This window comes from Variovorax sp. P2_H12 (assembly GCF_056403395.1).
The window spans coordinates 1-18349 of sequence record NZ_JBFUFO010000062.1 but is presented as its reverse complement, the minus strand read 5'-3'; the positions used below and the strand labels follow the sequence as shown (position 1 = coordinate 18349).

The 18349-nt window shown below is 66.3% G+C and carries 15 protein-coding genes and 3 pseudogenes; 8 read left to right on the top strand and 10 right to left on the bottom strand.

All coding sequences use genetic code 11. From position 1 onward, the window contains the following. Nucleotides 1-60 precede the first annotated feature (60 nt). From AC1DYK_RS32830 to AC1DYK_RS32810, 5 genes and pseudogenes are all read right to left on the bottom strand, one after another. Nucleotides 61-276: pseudogene (locus AC1DYK_RS32830) on the bottom strand (LuxR C-terminal-related transcriptional regulator); the annotation flags it as partial. 47 nt (nt 277-323) lie between these two features. Then, nucleotides 324-566: a hypothetical protein gene (locus tag AC1DYK_RS32825; protein ID WP_478170103.1), complete on the bottom strand. Its 243-nt coding sequence runs from the start codon at nt 564-566 to the stop codon at nt 324-326. Between the two features lie 42 nt (nt 567-608). After that, entirely contained in the window at nt 609-1097 is a 489-nt protein-coding gene (locus tag AC1DYK_RS32820; protein ID WP_478170102.1) for a hypothetical protein, read from the bottom strand. Between the two features lie 39 nt (nt 1098-1136). Beyond that, on the bottom strand, nt 1137-1988 hold the full coding sequence (locus AC1DYK_RS32815; protein ID WP_478170101.1) for a DUF2092 domain-containing protein: 852 nt from the start codon (nt 1986-1988) through the stop codon (nt 1137-1139). Nucleotides 1989-2414: 426 nt separating this feature from the next. Continuing rightward, complete coding sequence (locus AC1DYK_RS32810) at nt 2415-4847, bottom strand: response regulator (protein ID WP_478170100.1); 2433 nt, start codon at nt 4845-4847, stop codon at nt 2415-2417. 136 nt (nt 4848-4983) lie between these two features. On the opposite strand from AC1DYK_RS32810, the gene AC1DYK_RS32805 reads away from it, so the two are divergent. Next, nucleotides 4984-5922 carry a Bug family tripartite tricarboxylate transporter substrate binding protein gene (locus tag AC1DYK_RS32805; protein ID WP_478170099.1) on the top strand — a complete coding sequence of 313 codons (939 nt, stop codon included), beginning with the start codon at nt 4984-4986 and terminating at the stop codon, nt 5920-5922. A gap of 121 nt (nt 5923-6043) precedes the next feature. On the opposite strand, the gene AC1DYK_RS32800 is transcribed toward AC1DYK_RS32805, so the two are convergent. Next, nucleotides 6044-6391, bottom strand: a complete 348-nt coding sequence (locus AC1DYK_RS32800; RefSeq protein WP_478170098.1) for a zinc ribbon domain-containing protein YjdM — start codon at nt 6389-6391, stop codon at nt 6044-6046. Between the two features lie 323 nt (nt 6392-6714). Here AC1DYK_RS32800 and AC1DYK_RS32795 point away from each other — a divergent pair, with 323 nt between their 5' ends. The 5 genes from AC1DYK_RS32795 to AC1DYK_RS32775 are packed head-to-tail and all read left to right on the top strand — an operon-like array spanning nt 6715 to nt 13327. Further along, nucleotides 6715-7740, top strand: a complete 1026-nt coding sequence (locus tag AC1DYK_RS32795) for an HlyD family secretion protein (protein WP_478170097.1) — start codon at nt 6715-6717, stop codon at nt 7738-7740. After that, nucleotides 7740-9515 carry an ATP-binding cassette domain-containing protein gene (locus tag AC1DYK_RS32790; RefSeq protein WP_478170096.1) on the top strand — a complete coding sequence of 592 codons (1776 nt, stop codon included), beginning with the start codon at nt 7740-7742 and terminating at the stop codon, nt 9513-9515. The genes AC1DYK_RS32795 and AC1DYK_RS32790 overlap by 1 nt, the downstream gene beginning before the upstream one ends. Then, complete coding sequence (locus AC1DYK_RS32785) at nt 9512-10666, top strand: ABC transporter permease (RefSeq protein WP_478170095.1); 1155 nt, start codon at nt 9512-9514, stop codon at nt 10664-10666. Before AC1DYK_RS32790 ends, AC1DYK_RS32785 begins: the two co-directional genes overlap by 4 nt. A gap of 5 nt (nt 10667-10671) precedes the next feature. Then, a complete protein-coding gene (locus tag AC1DYK_RS32780) occupies nt 10672-11802 on the top strand; it encodes an ABC transporter permease (RefSeq protein ID WP_478170094.1) in 1131 nt (376 codons plus the stop codon). 25 nt (nt 11803-11827) lie between these two features. Beyond that, nucleotides 11828-13327, top strand: coding sequence for an efflux transporter outer membrane subunit (locus tag AC1DYK_RS32775; RefSeq protein WP_478170093.1), 1500 nt, complete (start codon nt 11828-11830; stop codon nt 13325-13327). A 26-nt stretch (nt 13328-13353) separates the two neighbouring features. Here AC1DYK_RS32775 and AC1DYK_RS32770 read toward each other — a convergent pair whose 3' ends face one another. Further along, entirely contained in the window at nt 13354-13479 is a 126-nt protein-coding gene (locus AC1DYK_RS32770; protein ID WP_478170092.1) for a hypothetical protein, read from the bottom strand. Between the two features lie 97 nt (nt 13480-13576). After that, nucleotides 13577-13766: pseudogene (locus AC1DYK_RS32765) on the bottom strand (integrase core domain-containing protein); the annotation flags it as partial. A gap of 531 nt (nt 13767-14297) precedes the next feature. Here AC1DYK_RS32765 and AC1DYK_RS32760 point away from each other — a divergent pair. Then, nucleotides 14298-14933, top strand: coding sequence for a hypothetical protein (locus AC1DYK_RS32760; RefSeq protein ID WP_478170091.1), 636 nt, complete (start codon nt 14298-14300; stop codon nt 14931-14933). Between the two features lie 138 nt (nt 14934-15071). On the opposite strand, the gene AC1DYK_RS32755 is transcribed toward AC1DYK_RS32760, so the two are convergent. Both AC1DYK_RS32755 and AC1DYK_RS32750 read right to left on the bottom strand, forming a co-directional pair. Next, entirely contained in the window at nt 15072-15647 is a 576-nt protein-coding gene (locus tag AC1DYK_RS32755) for a hypothetical protein (protein WP_478170090.1), read from the bottom strand. 598 nt (nt 15648-16245) lie between these two features. Next, the gene (locus tag AC1DYK_RS32750) at nt 16246-17244 is read right to left on the bottom strand and encodes a Vgb family protein (protein ID WP_478170089.1); all 999 of its coding nucleotides are present in this window, start codon (nt 17242-17244) and stop codon (nt 16246-16248) included. Between the two features lie 459 nt (nt 17245-17703). Between AC1DYK_RS32750 and AC1DYK_RS32745 the strand changes: the two are divergent. After that, a pseudogene (locus tag AC1DYK_RS32745) lies at nt 17704-18349 on the top strand (IS6 family transposase); the annotation flags it as partial.

The window sequence follows — 18349 nt, the reverse complement described above, 5'->3', positions numbered from 1 at the left end:
GGTCGACTGTCCGCCGATCGCGCACACTGCGGAATACGACCATGGTCTTATGTGCGCTCTGGAGCCGATCACCGTCGGCTCCGCGATACCCAGGCGGCCGGCGACAAGCTTGTTGAGCAAACCGGCAACCACGAGCTCGAACACTTCGTGCTCGCGCGGCGTCAACGATGCATGCCTTGCCAGGATCTCTGCGTCCTGGAGGCGGTCCTGATCGCCCTCGGCATCTCGCCAGGGAATCGGCGATCGCTGCAAGAGGGCATCGTGCTTTTCGTGCATGTACGGACCCTGCGCCCTTTGCGGCCAGACAACGTCGGACAGGCCAATCACCGGCGCACCGAACGCCGGGCGACGCCCGTGTTTCCAGCCGCGCCGGGCTGGTTGCGACCGGGATCCACCGCGCCCACCCCGGGCGCACCAACACCGACCCCCGGCGCTCCGACCCTGGGATTGCCCAGTGCCCCGGGTTGGTTGATTCCCGGGTCGCGTGCGTGCAGCATGCCGGGCAAGGCGACGGCCAGCGCGCCAACCACCAGCGCGATCGCCCGCACGTTGCAATCGTTTGCCATGGAATCACCTCCGAAGCGTTGGTCGACCTGGGCAGGCACCGGTCACGGCTGCTGCTGCACCACATAAACGAGGTTGTTGCCCTGGAACGCAGCGCGGTAATACGTGGCGCCGCACTTTTGGTACTCGACGCCTCCTTTCGGCGTCGAGACGCAGCCGGCAGGCAATGTGGACACAACCGTGCCGATCGCCGGCGTTGCGGCCCCGGCCTGTTGCTTGGCCACCGCGGACTGCTGCCGGGCGGTCGCGGCCTGTTGCTGGGCGACTGCCTGCTGCTGTTGCGCCGTCTGTTGCTGCTGTTTTGCCGTCGCCTGCTGCTGTTGCGCGCTGGCGGTGGTGGCCTCCACAGCCACCACGCGCCGCGTCGTGCGCCGTGCCACGCCAGCGACAGAGACGGGTGTCAGCGGCGCGCCTACGATCGCCGCCGCTTCCCGCACGAGCGTAAACCCGAGCGGCGCGTCGGACGAAAACTCTCCGAACAGGAGCAATGGCGCCGCAACGGCGAGCGCACACATCTTGACGTGTCTCTTCATCGCAGTCTCCATGCTTTCGAGCGGTGGCTTTTTCGCCCTCTACAAGGGCAGGAAATCGACTTTTCGTGCGTCCTTCGGTGGCTTGAAGTTGAACAGGCCTTCCTTGAGCGCCGGCGCGAGATTCCATTTCGTGATGACGACAGAGAACTGCGGCGCGTTGACGACGTCGCGCGTGGTGATCACGATCTTGCGCGGCAAGGGTTGCTGGCCCTCCTGGATCCAGATCTGCCAGTCGACATGAGGGGCGCGGAACGCAAGATGGACGCAGCGCGCGCCATCGACCACACCTTTGCCGACCACGAAGCCATCCGTCACGTCCTGCATGAGGATCTCGTACGCATTCCTGTAGAGGAAGTCGCCGCCGGGCGCGACAATGTCCAGCTTCTCCCGTGCGAAGTCGAGCATCTCCTCTAGCGTGCCTGGCGCCGGGACGGCGGCGTAGTAACCCTGGCTGGGGTTGTACAGCGTTAGGGATTTGCCGTCGTAGTAGAAGACCTGGTCGATGAGGTCGCCCACACGCTTGGCCAGGAGCTTGTTCGGGCGCTGCAAGGACATCGTCACCGTGCTTTCGAATTGCAGTTTCTGCCCCGACGCGAGCACCATCTCGATGGAGCTGCGTGTGTCGGCGCTGAATTGCTTCTGGCTGCCGAGATAGGCCATGGAAGCCTGCAACAACTTCTGCGCCTGAGGGTCGATTCCAGCAGGCGCGGTCACCTGGCCGGTCGATGCGCCGTCCGCACGCGTGCCCTGAGGCGCAGCGACGCTTTGCGAATCACGACCGCCACCGCTCACGGTTTCTTGTTGCGCCGTGCTCGCGCAACTCACAAGTGCGGCGGTCAAAGCAGTAGCGATGAAGAAACGAATTGGAGACGGATAGCGGGTGTTGTTCATGATGAAACTCTAGAGGTTGTCGGTGAACCTGCTGAACTCGGTGAATCCGTCCGTCCCGTTGCGGTGAACGTCGTGGGAGTATTTGTCTGGCTGCCCTCAGCATGAAATAAGACCATGGTCGTATACGGCTGGACGCGCATGCGTGCGCCTTGACGGTACTCTCGCCCCGTGCGCTGGTTCGTTCGCCGCCCGGCTGGCCAAAAGACACGACGATGCGAGAAGCACTTCGCTCGGCAACCCGATCGATGCGTCTGGCTTACTCGCAGGCGCGGCCAAGCGCCTCGAGCAGTTCTTCCTTGTTGAACGGCTTGTGAAATACGGCCGCGGGGTCGAGCCGGGCGAGTTGTGCGTACAAGCCGTGGATTCCGTGGCGATCACGAGCCGACTGTCCGCCGATCGCGCACACTGCGGAACACGACCATGGTCCTATGTGCGCTCTGGAGCCGAAGTGAGCGTTCGATCGAGCACAGGGGCTGGTGCGGTATGCAAGGCGACGCGCTCTGCCATGCGGACCAGATCGGCGACGGAGCGGGCGCCCATCTTCTCCATCACTCGGCCGCGATGGATCTTCACCGTCGGCTCCGCGATTCCCAGCCGGTCGGCGACGAGCTTGTTGAGCAATCCGGCCACCACGAGGTCGAACACTTCGTGCTCCCGCGGCGTCAACGATGCATGCCTTGCCAGGATCTCTGCGTCCTGGCGGCGGTCCCGATCGCCCCCCCGGCTCCTCGCCAGGGCATCGGCGACCGCTGCAAGGAGTTCACTCTTCGCGAATGGCTTCGGCAAGAAGGCAACGGCCCCAGCCTTCATGGCATGCACGGTCGTCGGGATGTCGACATAGCCGCTCATGAACACGATCGGCCACCCCACGTTCGCTCGCGCGAGCGTCGCCTGCAGATCGAGGCCACTCATGCCGGGCATGCGAATGTCGCTCACGATGCAGGCGACGTCTGCCCGGGGGGCGCGATCGACAAAGGCTTGGGCATTGGCAAACGCCACTACCTCATAGCCCTCGCCCTGGAGTTGGCGCTCGAGTGCCCGTCTCATTGCGTCGTCGTCGTCGATGAGGAACACCGTTTGTCCGGCAGCGGCCGGGAGCTTGGCCGGCGGCGCAAGCTTGATCGACAGTGGCGGGCGCGCAGGCAGGTCGATCCGGAACACCGAGCCTGCTCCCGGCGTGGATTGCACCGAAAGCGTTCCGCCATGGGTGGCGACGATGGTCTGGCTGATCGACAGGCCAAGTCCCATCCCGGCGGCCTTGGTGGTGAAGAAAGGTCGGAAGATGCGGGCGAGCGTCGCCTCATCCATGCCGACGCCGCCATCGATGACCTCGATGCGGACCCCGCTCTCTGACGGACCTGCGCGCAGCTCCACTGAACGCGAACCGGGGTCGAGTCCTGCCACCGCATCGAATGCATTCAACAGCAGATTGATCAGAACCTGCTGGAGTTGGATCCGGTCGCCCACGATGTGCGGCAGTGCTTCGGAGTCCCGCTGCGTGATGGTGATGCACTGCTGGGTTGCTTCCGGTTTGACGAAGTGCAGCACTTCAGCCAGAAGGGCAGCCAGGTCGAATTCGCGCCGTTCTGCTTCCCCATGGCGCAGGAAGCGTCGCAATTTCTGGATCATCTCGCCGGCACGCCGGCCGTCCGCGACGATGTCCGAGACCGTCGCGCGCAGATCGTCGAGATCGGGGACCCGGGCGCCAAGCAAATCCACCGCGGTCTCCGCATTGGAGAGGCTGGCAGCAATCGGCTGCGTGAGTTCATGCACCAGCGATGCCGCGAACACGCCCATCGTGCCGACGCGTGCTGCGTGCGCTGCCTGTGCCTGTGCCATGTGTTCGCGACGTTCGGCTTCCTGCCGCGCAAGAAAGCTGGCAAAGGCCTCGCCGAGCAGCTGCACCCGGGCTAACAGTTCGTGAGGCCACTCTGGCCCTTCCCGCACAGTGGCGATGGAGAGTGCTCCGGCGACTTGGCCCGACAGGCGAAGTGGCACGACCACGCCTGCGCCTATGTGCAGTTTGCGCAGCGCTTCGACATCGGCTGCGGCTGACGAAGGTAGCTCGTCATGCCGGGCGAAGCTCACGAGTTCGCCGCGTTCGAGCCGGGCACTGATCCAGGGGATCGTCGGCATGCGCACGTCGTCTGCGGGAGCGGGAACGCCGTCGGCCAACCAGCGGTGCGTCTTTCGAAACAGTCCCTCCGCCTCGATGCGCTGCCACAGCGTCGCGCGATCGGCTCCGAAGGCACGCGCCACGTCCCTCAGTCCCTCCTCCAGCAAGCGATCCTGGTGCGCACGGGGTGCCCCGAGCAGCGCACTCAGGATCTCTGATGCCTTGCGCTCGAACTTGATGGCAACGTCGAGCTCTTCCTGCGTTCGCTTGTGCGCGAGTGCGTTGGCGAAAACCTCTGCGAGGATACGGACGCGTTCGACCAATGGTTCAGGCCACTCGCGCTCGTGCCGGAGACAGCCGAACGCGAGGGCGCCTTCTACCTGGCCGGCAACCCTCATCGGGACCGTCAGGTTCGCCTTTGTCCCCGGCTCATGAAATGACGCCCGGTCGATCTCCGCTTCCGGGGGCAGGTCGTCAACGCTCGGGATGACCACCGCCTCGCCGGCGCGAACCCGGGCCAGCAGCCAGGGGAACCTGTCTGCGATGGATTTCGGCGACACCGGCGGCACGCCGGCGATGGCCCAGGAATGTGTGACGCGCACATCGCCGCCCGACACGAAACGCATCAATTGCGCTCTGTCGACGCCAAGCATCTTGACGATTTGATGCAGCGCGTCCGTAATGGCACCATCGACCTCCCAGGTCGGCAAGATGAGGAAACGGGCCGACAGCTCTGCCAGCATTCGTTCGAACGCGACGTGATCCTGCGTAGGGCTCGCAGGACGGACCATGGGTGGTTTGGGCATCTGAGTGGCAGTCCGGTGGCTAACCAGAGGTATGCGCCAGCATCACATCACAACTCCGCTGCTCGCGCTAGCCATGGCAATCGCGCCTGCCGTCGCCGAGAACCAGTCTGAGCGCGAGGCGCCGCTGCGGATCGTGGTCTCCGTGCCGGCCGGTGGCATTTCGGACCGTGTTGCGAGACTTCTCGCCGAAAGGCTTCAACCAAGCCTCTCGCGGCCGGTCGTCGTCGAGAACAAGGCCGGGGCCGGTGGCCGCATCGCGGTCGACGTGCTGATGCGCTCCGCGCCGGACGGCTCGACGGTGTTGCTGGTGCCGATCATCGTGCCCGTCATCGGCCCTCTGGTCTTCAAGGACCTGAACTACAACCCGATGCGCGACATGGCCCCGGTCTCGCAGGTCGCAACCTATCAATTGGCCTTGGCTGTCGCCGCCAATCATCCGGCCCGTACACTTCGCGAATTCGTCGCCTGGGCGAAGGCAAATTCAAGGCAGGCGACATTTGGAACCCCGGCGGCTGGGAGCCTGGCCCACTTTCTGGGCGTCGCACTCGGGCGGGAGTCCGGCACTGAACTGGTGCACGTTCCTTACCAAGGCGCCGGGCAACTCGAAATCGATCTGATCGGCGGCGAGGTCGCCTGCGGAATCGCGGCGCTGTCGGACCTTGCGCCGCGCCACCGAGAAGGCCGTATCCGCATCCTGGCCACGTCCGGCGCCGAGCGGTCATTGCTCCTTCCGACGGTGCCGACCTTTCGCGAGCAGGGATTCGAGACAGTCGAAGCCACAGGCTGGCATGCGGTCTACGCGCCAGCGGCGACCCCGGTGCAAGTGATCGACCGTTTGTCGTCCGCCATCGTCGTTGCGCTGGAAACCCCCGAACTGCGCGCCAGGCTTGTCGCCCTGGGCCTCGAACCCACCGGGACGACGCCGAAGCAACTTGCGTCGATCATGGCCGCCGACACGGCGCATTGGGCGCCGATCATCAAGGCCGCTGGATTCAACGCTCCGCGGCAATGAGCACGTGTGGGGGGCAGGCCCCCGCCCGAAAGGAAAGAGAGCGGACCGCAAAAGTCGGCCCGAAAAGGCTGATACGGCGGTCGCACCGGAGGAATGCGCGAGCGCGCGATCAGGCAGGGCCTCACGCCTTCCGCACGAACTCCGACTTCAACTTCATCGCGCCGATGCCGTCGATCTTGCAATCGATGTCGTGGTCGCCATCGATCAGCCGGATGTTCTTCACCTTGGTGCCGACCTTCACCACCAGCGACGAACCCTTGACCTTGAGGTCCTTGATGACGGTGATGGTGTCGCCGTCGTTCAGCACGTTGCCGACCGAGTCCTTGATCACCCTGCTGTCGTCGGCCGAGCCTTCGGCAGCAGCGGCCACCGCGGGCCATTCGTGGCCGCATTCGGGGCAGACCAGATTCAAGCCGTCCTCGTAGGCGTATTCAGAATTGCATTGGGGACAGGGCGCTAGGGTGCTCACGGCAGAAGGTCTTGTTCGAATCGGGTTGGGGGGCGTGAATCATAGGTTCTTTCGTCACGCCGCCCGAGGACTGCTTGATCGTCACCTCAGAGGAGGGACCGCCCGCTGCGTCAGCGCGCAGCCAACCGCGACGCGCCGAGGGTCCACGCCACCTTCTTCTTGGCCGCTTCTGCCCGCGCCTATCGCCGGCAGCCTGGCCAAGAACGGCTGGTTGGGCATTTGCGGCGCTGGCAACTTCAGGCACGATGGGCGGGACGCTGCGGAAGCAGGCGTGAGCGCCTCACTGGTTTGGCGCCCAGCACCCCGGCGCGCGAGAGCAGACCATGAACAAGAAACCGATCCTTGCAGGCGCCTTCGTCCTGGCGGCGGCCGCCGCTCTCGCGGCCTGGTACCTCCACCGGCAGCCTGCCGATGCGCACTCACTGGTGCTCTATGGCAACGTCGACCTGCGGCAGGTGTCGCTGGCCTTCAATGGCAATGAGCGCATCGCCCGGCTCGAGGTCCAGGAAGGTGACCGCGTGAAGGCCGGGCAGGTGCTGGGCGAACTCGACACCCGCGCGCTGCAGCTGCAGGCGGCCCAGGCCGAAGCCCAGATCGCCGGTCAGTCGCAAGTGCTGCAGCGCCTCAAGGCCGGCAGCCGGCCCGAGGAAGTGGCGCAGTCGCGCGCCCAGGTCGCCGCCGCCCAGGCCGAGGCCGAGCTGGCCCGCCAGCAGCTCGAGCGGCTGCAATCGATCCGCCAGACCACCGCGGGGCGCGCGGTCAGCCAGCAGGACCTGGACGCCTCGCAGGCGCGCCGGAAGGTGGCCGAGGCGCAGCTCGAGAACGCGCGCAAGGCGCAGCAGCTGGTGGTCGCCGGCCCGCGCAAGGAAGACATCGCGCAAGCCCAGGCGCAGCTCGATGTCGCCACCGCGGCGCTCGCGGTGCTCCGCCACCAGCTGCAGGAAGCCCGGCTGCGCGCGCCCATCGATGCGGTGGTGCGCGCGCGCCTGATGGAGCCGGGCGACATGGCGTCGCCGCAGCGGCCGGTCTTCACGCTCGCGATCACCGACCCCAAGTGGGTGCGCGCCTATGTCACCGAGGCGGACCTCGGGCGCGTCAGGCCGGGCATGGCCGCGACGCTATCGACCGACAGCCACCCCGGCGAGCCGCTCCAGGGCAAGGTCGGCTACATCTCCTCGGTGGCCGAGTTCACGCCCAAGACCGTCCAGACCGAGCAGCTGCGCAGCAGCCTGGTCTACGAGATCCGCGTGCTCGCCGACGACCCCGGCGACCGCCTGCGGCTGGGCATGCCGGTGACGGTGCGCCTCGCGCTGGACGGCGACGCGCTCACGGCGGGGAGTCCGCGCTGATGGACCCCGCCGCGCCGGCGCTGCTGGGACACGGCCTGCGCAAGCGCTTTACGCAGAAGGGCTCGGCCGAGGGCACGCTGGCGCTCGACGATGTCTCGCTCGAGATCCCCGCCGGCACGCTGGCCGCCTTGGTCGGCCCGGACGGCTCCGGCAAGACCACCTTGCTGCGGCTCGCGGCCGGGCTGATGCGCGCCGACCGGGGCCGGCTCGAGGTCCTGGGCATCGACGTGGCGAGCGAACCGCAGTCGGTGCAGGACCGCATCAGCTACATGCCGCAGCGCTTCGGCCTTTACGAGGACCTCAGCGTGCAGGAAAACCTCGACCTCTATGCCGACCTGCATGGCGTCGACAAGGCCACGCGGCGCGAGCGCTATGCGCGCCTGATGGCGATGACCGACCTGGGCCGCTTCACGGCCCGCCCGGCCGGCAAGCTCTCGGGTGGCATGAAGCAGAAGCTGGGCCTGGCCTGCACCCTGGTGCGCTCGCCCGAACTGCTGCTGCTCGACGAACCCACGGTCGGCGTCGACCCGCTGTCGCGGCGCGAGCTCTGGGAGATCGTGCAGCAGCTGGTCGGGCAAGAGCACCTCAGCGTGATCGTCAGCACCGCCTACCTGGACGAGGCCGAGCGCTGCGCGCAGGTCTTCGTGCTGCATGGCGGCCGGCTGATCGCGCAAGGCGCGCCGCAGCAGCTGCGCGACCTCGCGAACGGCCTCTGCTTCATCTCGACGCCGCCTCGCGGCACGGCGCCGCGCACCTTGCAGGCGCGCCTGCTCGATACGCCCGCTTCGATCATCGATGCCGTGCCGCAAGGCGGTGAAGTGCGCTTCATCCGCCGGCCCGAGGCGCAGGCCGCGTCCGTGAACGCCCTGCTCGCGGGCGCGCCGGTGGCGCCCGTGCCCGCGCGCCTGGAGGACGGCTTCATGGTGCTGCTGCGCACGCAGCAGAAGGCCGCCACCGCAGCGGCCGCCCCGTACCCGCCCGCGCAGGCGGCACCGCCCGCCGCCGACGCGCAGGAGATCGTCATCCAGGTGAAGGACCTGGTGCGCAAGTTCGGCGACTTCACCGCCGTTGCGAGCACCACCTTCGACGTGCGGCGCGGCGAGATCTTCGGCCTGCTCGGCCCGAATGGCGCCGGCAAGACCACCACCTTTCGCATGCTCTGCGGGCTGCTGCCGGCCAGCAGCGGCTTCCTGCAGGTGGCCGGCCTGAACCTGCGCACCGCGCGCGCGCAGGCACGCGGGCGGATCGGCTACGTCTCGCAGAAGTTCGCGCTCTACGGCAACCTCACCGTCGCCGAGAACCTCCAGTTCTTCGGCGGTGCCTACGGCCTGCGCGGGCAGCGGCTTCGCGAGCGCATGCAGACGGTGCTGCAGCAATTCGACCTGCTCGGCCAGGCGCATGCGACCAGCGGCCAGCTGCCCGGCGGCTTCAAGCAACGTCTCGCGATGGCGACCGGCCTGCTGCACGAGCCGGAGATCCTTTTTCTCGACGAGCCCACGAGCGGCACCGATCCGCTGGCGCGGCGCGAGTTCTGGCGCCGCATCACGGCGCTGGCCGAGGCCGGCGTGACGGTGATCATCACCACGCACTTCATGGAAGAAGCGGAGTACTGCGACCGCATCGTGATCCAGGACGCCGGCAAGCTGCTCGCCATCGGCACGCCGCAGCAGGTGCGCGTGCAGGCTGGCAGCGCCCCCGACAGCCGGCTCAGCATGGAAGAGGCCTTCATCGACATCGTGACGCAGGCCCGCGACGCCGCGAAAGCATCGCCATGACCGCGCCCGCGCAGCCTCCGGCCGCCCACAGCCGCTTCTGGCAACGGCTGATCGCGCTCACGCGCAAGGAGACGCGGCAGCTGGTGCGCGACCCGAGCAGCCTCGCGATCGGCATCCTGCTGCCGATCATCCTGATCCTGATCTTCGGCTACGGGCTCTCGCTCGACGTCAGGAACGCGCCGATGGCCGTGGTGCTCGAAGACACCTCGCCCACCGCCGTGCAGGCGGTCGCGGGCCTGCAGCTCACGCCGTACATCTCGCCGGTGATGCTGACCTCGATGCGCGAGGCCGAGGTGCTGATGCACCAGCGCAAGGTCGACGGCATCGTGCGCGTGCCCGGCGACTTCTCGCGCCGGCTGGCGGCCGGCGACGCCAGCATCCAGGTGATCGTGCACGGCGCCGATGCGAACAAGGCCGGCATCGTGCTGCGCTACGCGAGCGGCGCCCTGGCGCAGAACGCGGTACGGCTGGCCGACCGCGGCGCCGTCGCGGCGCCCGGCGTCGGCGCGGTCACCATCGAGCAGCGGCTGTGGTTCAACGCCGCCAACACCAGCACCTGGTACCTCGTGCCGGGGCTGATCGTGCTCATCATGACGCTGGTCGGCGCCTTTCTCACGGCGCTCGTGATGGCGCGCGAATGGGAGCGCGGCACGCTGGAGGCCCTGTTCGTCACGCCCGTGCGTCCGGTGGAAATCCTGCTGGCGAAGATCATTCCCTACTTCGGCATCGGCATGGTCGGGCTGCTGCTGTGCCTGGTCGCCGCGCGCTTCCTGTTCGAAGTGCCGATGCATGGCTCGTTGATCGCCATCGTCGTCAGCGCGATGCTCTATCTGCTGGTCGCGGTGGCCGTGGGCCTGGTCATTTCGTCCGTCACGCGCAACCAGTTCCTCGCGAGCCAGGTGGCGCTGATTTCGAGCTTCCTGCCGTCGCTGATGCTGTCGGGCTTTCTGTTCGACCTGCGCAATGTGCCGACGGTCGTCCGCATCGTGGGCCAGGCACTGCCGGCGACCTACTTCATGGAGCTGCTGCGCACGCTGTTCCTCGCGGGCAACGTGTGGTCGCTGATCTTCAGGAACTGCGCGATCCTGATCGCCTACGCCGTGGTGCTGCTCGGCGTCGCGCGCTTCGTCACGCGCAAGACGCTGGATTGAGGATCATGAACGGTTCATTCATCGACTTCGTGCGGCGCGTCGCCCACCTCTGCCGCAAGGAGCTGCTGGCGATCCTCAAGGACCCGTCCAGCCGGGTCATCCTGATCGTGCCGGCGCTGATGCAAAGCCTGCTGTTCGGCTATGCCGCCACCTACGACCTGAGCCGCGTCGACTACGCGCTGCTCGACCAGAGCCACAGCGGCGCCTCGACCGCGCTCATCGCCAGGCTCGACGGCACCGGCGTCTTCCGCCGCGCGGCGACGCTCACCTCGCCCGAGCAGATCGCGCCGATCGTCAATGCGCAGGACGCGCTGGTCGTGATCCAGATCGGGCCGCAGTTCGCGCAGCAGCTCCACGCGGGCGAGGCGGCGCCGATCCAGGTCATCATCGATGCGCGCAACTCCAACACCGCAGGCTCGGCGGCGGGCTTCGTGAGCTCGGTCGTGGCCAGCTTCAACGACGAATGGCGCCGGCAGCACGGCGGGCGCCAGGCGCCGGTCGCGATCGAATCGCGCGCCTGGTTCAACCCCAACCTCGAAACGCGCTGGAACTTCATGCCCGGCATGATCGCCGCGCTCAGCATGATCCAGACCCTGCTGCTGACCGCGCTCTCGGTGGCGCGCGAGCGCGAGCAAGGCACCTTCGACCAGCTGCTCGTCACGCCGCTGTCGCCCACCGAGATCATGATCGGCAAGGCCATTCCACCGGTGATGATCGGGTTGGTGCAGTCCACCCTCGTGCTGCTCATCACGCTGCTGTGGTTCCGGGTGCCGATGGCGGGCTCCTTCCTCACGCTCTACACCGGCCTGGCCTGCTTCACCGTCGCCAGCGTCGGCATCGGCCTGTCGATTTCGGCGGTGTCGGCCAACATGCAGCAGGCCATGCTCTACACCTTCGTGCTGATCATGCCGATGATGCTGCTGTCGGGCCTGACGACCCCTGTCAGCAACATGCCGCAGGCGCTGCAGATCGCAACGCTGGCCAACCCGCTGCGCTTCGCGATCGACCTGGTGCAGCGGGTCTATCTCGAAGGCGTCGGGCTCGCCGCGGTCTGGCACAACCTGATCCCGCTGCTGGTGATCGCGGTGGTCACGCTGCCGCTGGCGGCCTGGTTGTTCCGCCATCGGCTGGTCTGAGCCGCTCCCTTGCAAGGACACCGACATGACAAGCTCCCTTCGCTCACTGCATCGCACGGCGGGGCTGGCCGCGCTGATGCTGGCCGGCTGCGCTGTCGGCCCCGATTTCAAGCCCGAAGTGCCGGCCTCGCCGCCCAGCTTCTCGGCCTGGCACGGCGGCTCGCCGGAGCTGATCGCGCCGCAGGAGCGCGAGCGCACGAGCATGGCGTCGCCGGCCGGCTGGACCATGTTCGGCGACCCGGTGCTCGATGCGCTGGAGGCCCGCGCCTTGGCCGCCAGCCCCGACCTGCAGACCGCGGCGCTTCGCTTCGCGCAGAGCCGCACGCAGCTGCTGGTCGTGCAGTCGCAGCGCGTGCCGCAGGTCAACGCCAGCGCCGGCGCGCGGCGCATACGCCAGAGCGAGGACGGCGATCCGACGCGCCTGATCGGCGCCCTCAACCCCGCCAACCGCGAGCAGCTGATCCAGACGCTGAGCGAACCGCACGACCTCTTCCAGGCCGGTTTCGATGCCTCCTGGGAGATCGACGTCTGGGGCCGCGTGCGGCGCTCGATCGAGGCAGCCGACGCCAACGTCGCCGCCTCGCAGGCACTGCTGGCGCAAGTGCAGCTCAGCGTGCAGGCCGAGCTGGCGCGCCACTACTTCGAGCTGCGCGCGGTACAGCGCCAGATCCGCATCGCGCGCGCCGACATCGTCGCGGCCGAGGAAACGCTCGAACTGGTCAGGGCGCGCGCCGACGGCGGCCTCACGACCGACCTCGACGTGACGCGGCAGAAGGCCCAGACGGCCGATCTGCGCGCGCGCGTGCCGCAACTGCTGGTGCAGGAGGCGGTGGCCGCAAACCAAATCACGCTGCTCGTCGGCGAGCGGCCCGGCGCGCTGCAGGCCCGGCTGGCCGCCCCGACCGACACGACCGAGCGCCCGCTGCCGGACCTATCGCTCGGCCTGCCCTCGGAGCTGGCGCTGCGCCGTCCCGACATCCAGCTCGCCCAGGCGCAGCTGCATGCGGCCACCGCGAACATCGGCGTCGCGGTGGCGGAGCTCTATCCGCGCATCACGCTCGGCGCCTACTTCGGCTTCGAGTCGGTCGAGGCCAGCACCTTCGGCGAATGGGGCAGCCGCCAGTGGTTCGTCGGGCCCAGCCTGCAGATACCGGTCTTCGATGGCGGGCGCCGGCGCGCCACCGTGACCCTGCGCGAGCAGCAGCAGCAGGAGGCCGCCGTGGCCTACCAGCAGACCGTGCTCAAGGCCTGGCACGAGATCGACGATGCATTGAGCGTCTATTCGGCCGAGCGGCTGCGCAACGTGCAGCTGGCCGTGCGGGAGCGCAGCAGCCGCGACGCGCTGGAGCTGGCCCGCGTGCGCTATGACCATGGCCTGACCGATTTCCTGGTTCAGCTCGACGCCCAGCGCACCTGGCTGCAGGCGCAGCGCGAGTACACCGAGAGCACGAGCCGGCTGGCGCTGGGCCTGGTGGCGGTGTCGAAGGCGCTGGGGGGGGCCGGCGAACTGCCGGCAAAGTCCTGATCGGGCCGTCGCAGCCAGCCGTGGCCTCAATCCATCAAGTTGATCTGCAGATAGCCATTGGTGCCATGCGCGGGATCGTTGGCACCGATGATGGCGAAGATCTTGGCGCCCTGCATTGCAAAGTAGAGTTCGCCCGTGCTCGTGTTCGGCAAGCTGCGCATTCCATTCGGTTGAATTGTCGATAACGCATCATCTCGGCCGCCAGGGCGAACCAATCCGCTTTTTGCGTAGCCGCCAGCATTGAGCGCTCTAACGGACCCATGCAACAGCGAAATTATCAATTCCCCGGCGTTCAGCGCAGCCTCTGGACATGGGCGCGATGCCGCCGATGCCGCTGTGCGGACAGTGCCAGTTGTAGTGGTGCTGCCAGCTGGCAAGGCGTCTGTTCGGTGGGCAGAGTTTTGGTGGTCCAGCCATACGCCCATTCGCGCGCCCTACTCGGCCACCGTAGCCGCCGAATCCATCCGGTTCAACTCTCTCGCGAGGGATGGGAGCCGCGTGAAGCGCAGTACGTGTCCGAGAAGGACCCGACGAAGATCGTGCGCGCAACGAGATGATCAAAGGCTACGAATTTGAGAAGGAACAGTACGTCCGGTTCCAGCCCGAGGAGCTGAAGCGCTCGAGGAGGGCTCGAGCCATGCCATCGACACCGTCGCCTCCATCGCTGAGAAGCAGATGGACCCGAAAGAGCCCAGCGCCGCGACTGATTAGGGGCGAACTGCGTCGTGGGCTCGCTTCACACCAGCCGCATCAGTTCTTCCTTCGTCACCGGAAGAAACTCCCCCTATCGCGGATGTTCCTCCCTGAGTTCAGCCAATCGTTGCCTTTACGTCCTCGTCGCCCTGCTCTCCGGCGGCCACAAGCACAGGCAACGGAAGACGACCGGGCCTCGAACCTGCTGTCGAGGGACGCCTCCCGGCCAGCAGGTATATTACAAATATCACAAACTGTACCAAGCAGGCCCTTACCCATGCTCATTTCCCGGGCCAAGCTCTTTCTGAAACGCCATCACCCGTCGAATAGGCTTCGTATCGCCCGCGGCAACCAAGTCGTAGTCGGAGACGACCGGCTGGGAACCCGGTTCAGGATCGACGGCACGAACAACCGCATCCACATCGACCCGACGGTCAGGCTGCGCGACCTGCGGGTCGAGGTCCACGGCAGCGGCAACGCGCTGACAGTCGGCAGGAATTCGATGCTGCTGGGCGGCACCATCGAGTTGTTCGGCGACGGCAACGAGATTCACCTGGGCGACGGCTGCAGCACCAATGGTGGGTTCATCGGTGCGCATTGGGGCACCTCGATCCGGATCGGTGCCGGCTGCCTGTTCTCCACGGCCATCGACATACGGACCACCGACAGTCATTCGATCCTCGACACCACGGACCGCCGCGTCAACCCGGACCGGAACGTTTCCATCGGCGAACGCGTCTGGCTCGGACGCGGTGCCTCGGTCACCAAGGGTGCGGTCATCGGCCATGACGTCGTCGTCGCGGCAATGGCGGTCGTCACCGCCGCGGCCGAAGTCCCTGCCAATTCGGTGGTCGGCGGCATTCCGGCCGTCGTGATTCGAAGCGGTGTGACCTGGAGCCCCGAGCGCCTCTGAGGCGCCAGCAGATCCCGGAGAGAAATGCCAAGGTACGTGGCGCGCCTGTGTCTACTCGTCGCGCGGCAAGCGTGATCGCGCGCGCGGCAGAGTATGCGATGTCCAGCGAGTTAAGAAGTGTTCGAGAATCAGGGCTGCCTACCCAATGGTTCCGATGAGCCTGCTGGGAGCACTTTCCCCCGACTCCCACGCGCTCGTTAGCTCGGCCTCCCTTTCCGCAATCCAGGCAGGGAAAGGTGCGTTGTGCGCCTGCATGAAATATGAACGGACAGCCCAGGGCAATCCCCGCGCATAGAGCTCGTTCATTGAATCGGGGCCGGCAAGGACCGGGGCGAATCTAATAGCGTCCACGCGTTGTAAGAAGTGAGAAAGGTCAGCTGCGTCCTCGCCTTCGAGCCTGATGCCAGCAGGGCTGTCCGGCAGGTAGCGAATCACGCGCGGCCACTGGGTGATGTCGTCCCACCACACGGCAGGGATCGGAACACCATCGCCGCGCCGGCTCCGGGGGTACCGATGCAGCTGGCTGATACTGAGATCGACGTACTCGTGGAACTGTGTAGCCACCCAAACGTGGTGATCCTGGTCCCAGAACCCGCCCCAGGTGATGTCCGGCGGATCATCGAAAACCTCCGCAAAACATGCAGCACCGCACCACAACGTGGATTGAATGCCGACTGCGGCAAGTACCTGTTGGATGGCAGCCGCCGTCTGCAAGCACTTCTTGGGTACTGCGTGCCATAGTGTGCTTTCGCCACATCGTCTACAAGCGACAGCACGAGCGATCGCAAGACTGTGGGGGTCGTTCCGGTCTTGGCAGCCTTCTCAACCTGCTTCCTGAGAAATGATTGTTTGATCATAGTGTTTCTGGCGGCAGAGGCGTCGAGGGGATTGATGGCCATCCAAGATCGCCGACCCCGCTTTCAAGCGCCGTGGGGGCGCGGAGATCTTCGCACGCGTTGCGTCCAGGATGACCTGATATTTGACACGTCATCTGATGTGATTCGCGACTTCGGCCGCTGCCTGGTCCCGATCTATCTGCTGGCCGTCCTATGGATGGTCGACACGTGGCCAGCCCGTGGCATATCGCGTTTGGGCTCTTTGTCGGCCTGTGCGTCGGGATCAGCCTCAGTGGACGCCTGTTGGGCTCGGTGATTCGAGCAGTCACCGGTTGGAATCAGAGCTTCTGCTTCGTGCTCGGGATCTGGGTGGGGCTCTGCGTGGGTGCGATCGCAGGTGCCTCGTTTGCCAAGTTCCTCGGGTAGCTGTCCGGCGCCAGGGCGAAGCTTTCTTTCCGGGTTGCAGCCACCTCAAGTCAGACGCTCCTGATTCTCGAGATGTACTCGGTACCGCTCTCGGGCAGCCACACCTCGCCCGCGCGGCCGTGGATCTGGCGGATGCTGGCGGCGTCTCGTGGAAGCCCGAAGCGCTGGAACTTCTCGTCGCCGGGATTGAAACGGAAAATCGCGTTGCCTCCGAAGTCGCTGACCCAGACCTTGTCGCGCTCGTCGACGTAGACGGCGTACGGCCGCGGGCTATCGCCGGGGAGTTTCCAACTGCGCCAACTCATGCCCGATGGATCGTGCATCGAAAGGTTGCCGCTCAGCCATTCGCTGACCCAGATGCGACCGCTGCTGTCACTCCACACGCGGCGCGCACCCTGGTTCTTTGTCGGTGGCTCGACAATTGTCGAATTACCGGTGCGGCGGTCGATACGGGCGATGAACGAACCGGCCAACGAGCACCACCACACATCGCCGCTCGGTGTGGTGCATATGCCGTATGCCCCCGGTCCTCGAGGTGCGTCCTTGATCGTCACGACGCCACTCTTCACTGCGAGCCTGCCTACAAGGCCGCTCTGCCCGGTAAACCACAGGTCGCCGTCAGCATCGAAAGTCGCTGTGTTCAGATTGGCGTGGGGCGTTCCCTCAGGAAGCGCAAAGACGCGAACCTCGCGGTCGGGCCATCCCACGCGCACGATGGCGCCCAGACCGCCGTCCGTGATCCATGCCGCCTTGTCGGGGCCTGGGATCACGCCATGCGGGGCGGCGCCGGCGCCCAGCGCAACAAGCTCGGTGCGCCCAGTGCGCGGATCGAACCAGCCGAGATGGCCACTCCTCTGCGCGGTGAACCACACACCGCCATCAAACGCCGGGGCCACGTCATGGATACCGGTGCGCTGTCGCGTGCCAATCGGCCAGGATTGCAGCACTGCGGTCTGTGCTGCCCCTGACAGCGGAACGGATGCTGAAAGCGCCGTCGCACCAATCGCGCCTATCGCGCCTATCGCGTGGCGTCGAGAAACCGAATCCATGTTCCACCTCCTTCGCGCGAAGCCTCGTGCTTCTGGCCTGGGTGCCCCAGGCATTGAAGGACCACGAACGAAGCTCAGGACGACAGTCCGTACTTCGCAGCATCATTCGATCACCTCGTCGACACCCAACGATGAATGGCGCGGGCAAAAGGTTGAAGTGCCACTGTACTCCCCGCAGGTCCCGAGTCCAGTGCCTGGGCATCCCCCAGCAGTCGCAGGGCTTGCCGATTTCGCCGAACACTTTGCGGCCGCTGAAACGAACCGATTCCCCGACGAGCGACTCGTTGCGCCTCACGCCCGACGCCCGAGGCGTACAGTGAGCGAGTTGGACTTCCTGTGCGCCTCTCAAGGCACGCGCGGCCTCTCGAAGCAGCGGAGCAAGCCGCCGACCGGACAGGATGAGCTGCGATCGGCTATTTCGAGGGCATTGTCACGTTGGCAATGGCATAAGCTTGCTGGATGCAAAAGAAGAAGTCGCTGTATCACGGGCATCGGTTTCCTGCGCTGGTGATCAGCCAGGCGGTGCGTTGGTATTTCCGGTTTCAATTGAGTCTGCGCGACATCGAGGAGTTGCTGTTCGAGCGCGGCGTGGTCGTGAGCTACGAGACGATCCGGCGCTGGTGCGACAAGTTCGGCGCCAGCTTCGCGCATCGCGCCAAGGCCGCACGCCGCAAGCCAGGATCGACCTGGCATCTGGACGAGATGTTCGTGACGCTGCGCGGCGAGCCCTATCTGCTGTGGCGCGCTGTCGATCAGCATGGTGCCGAGCTCGACATCCTTCTGCAGAAGCGCCGCGACAAGGCGCCGCGAAGCGCTTCTTCAAGCGCGTGCTCGCGACTTGCCCGGAGGCCCCCCGCAAGATCGTCACCGACCGACTGCGCAGCTATCCGGCCGCCAAGGCCGAGATCCCGGAGCTTGCGAACGTGCGGCACGTGTTCATGAAGGCCTGCGCCCGCGCGAACAACCGCGCCGAGAACAGCCATCAACCCACCCGTGAGCGCGAGCGGCGCATGCGAGGCCTTCGCAGGCTTGAGCGCGCCCAGGCTTTTCTGTCGAGCTTCGGTCCCATCCGCCAGCACTTCGCGCTCGCCAGCACTTCGCGCTC

Coding starts and splice junctions, on each gene's coding strand:
- AC1DYK_RS32775 (WP_478170093.1), top strand. CDS start 11,828: ATGACAAGCTCCCTTCGCTCACTGCATCGCACGGCGGGGCTGGCCGCG.
- AC1DYK_RS32810 (WP_478170100.1), bottom strand. CDS start 4,847: ATGCTGGCAGAGCTGTCGGCCCGTTTCCTCATCTTGCCGACCTGGGAG.
- AC1DYK_RS32795 (WP_478170097.1), top strand. CDS start 6,715: ATGAACAAGAAACCGATCCTTGCAGGCGCCTTCGTCCTGGCGGCGGCC.
- AC1DYK_RS32760 (WP_478170091.1), top strand. CDS start 14,298: ATGCTCATTTCCCGGGCCAAGCTCTTTCTGAAACGCCATCACCCGTCG.
- AC1DYK_RS32750 (WP_478170089.1), bottom strand. CDS start 17,244: ATGGATTCGGTTTCTCGACGCCACGCGATAGGCGCGATAGGCGCGATT.
- AC1DYK_RS32780 (WP_478170094.1), top strand. CDS start 10,672: ATGAACGGTTCATTCATCGACTTCGTGCGGCGCGTCGCCCACCTCTGC.
- AC1DYK_RS32805 (WP_478170099.1), top strand. CDS start 4,984: ATGGCAATCGCGCCTGCCGTCGCCGAGAACCAGTCTGAGCGCGAGGCG.
- AC1DYK_RS32815 (WP_478170101.1), bottom strand. CDS start 1,988: ATGAACAACACCCGCTATCCGTCTCCAATTCGTTTCTTCATCGCTACT.
- AC1DYK_RS32820 (WP_478170102.1), bottom strand. CDS start 1,097: ATGAAGAGACACGTCAAGATGTGTGCGCTCGCCGTTGCGGCGCCATTG.
- AC1DYK_RS32790 (WP_478170096.1), top strand. CDS start 7,740: ATGGACCCCGCCGCGCCGGCGCTGCTGGGACACGGCCTGCGCAAGCGC.
- AC1DYK_RS32785 (WP_478170095.1), top strand. CDS start 9,512: ATGACCGCGCCCGCGCAGCCTCCGGCCGCCCACAGCCGCTTCTGGCAA.
- AC1DYK_RS32825 (WP_478170103.1), bottom strand. CDS start 566: ATGGCAAACGATTGCAACGTGCGGGCGATCGCGCTGGTGGTTGGCGCG.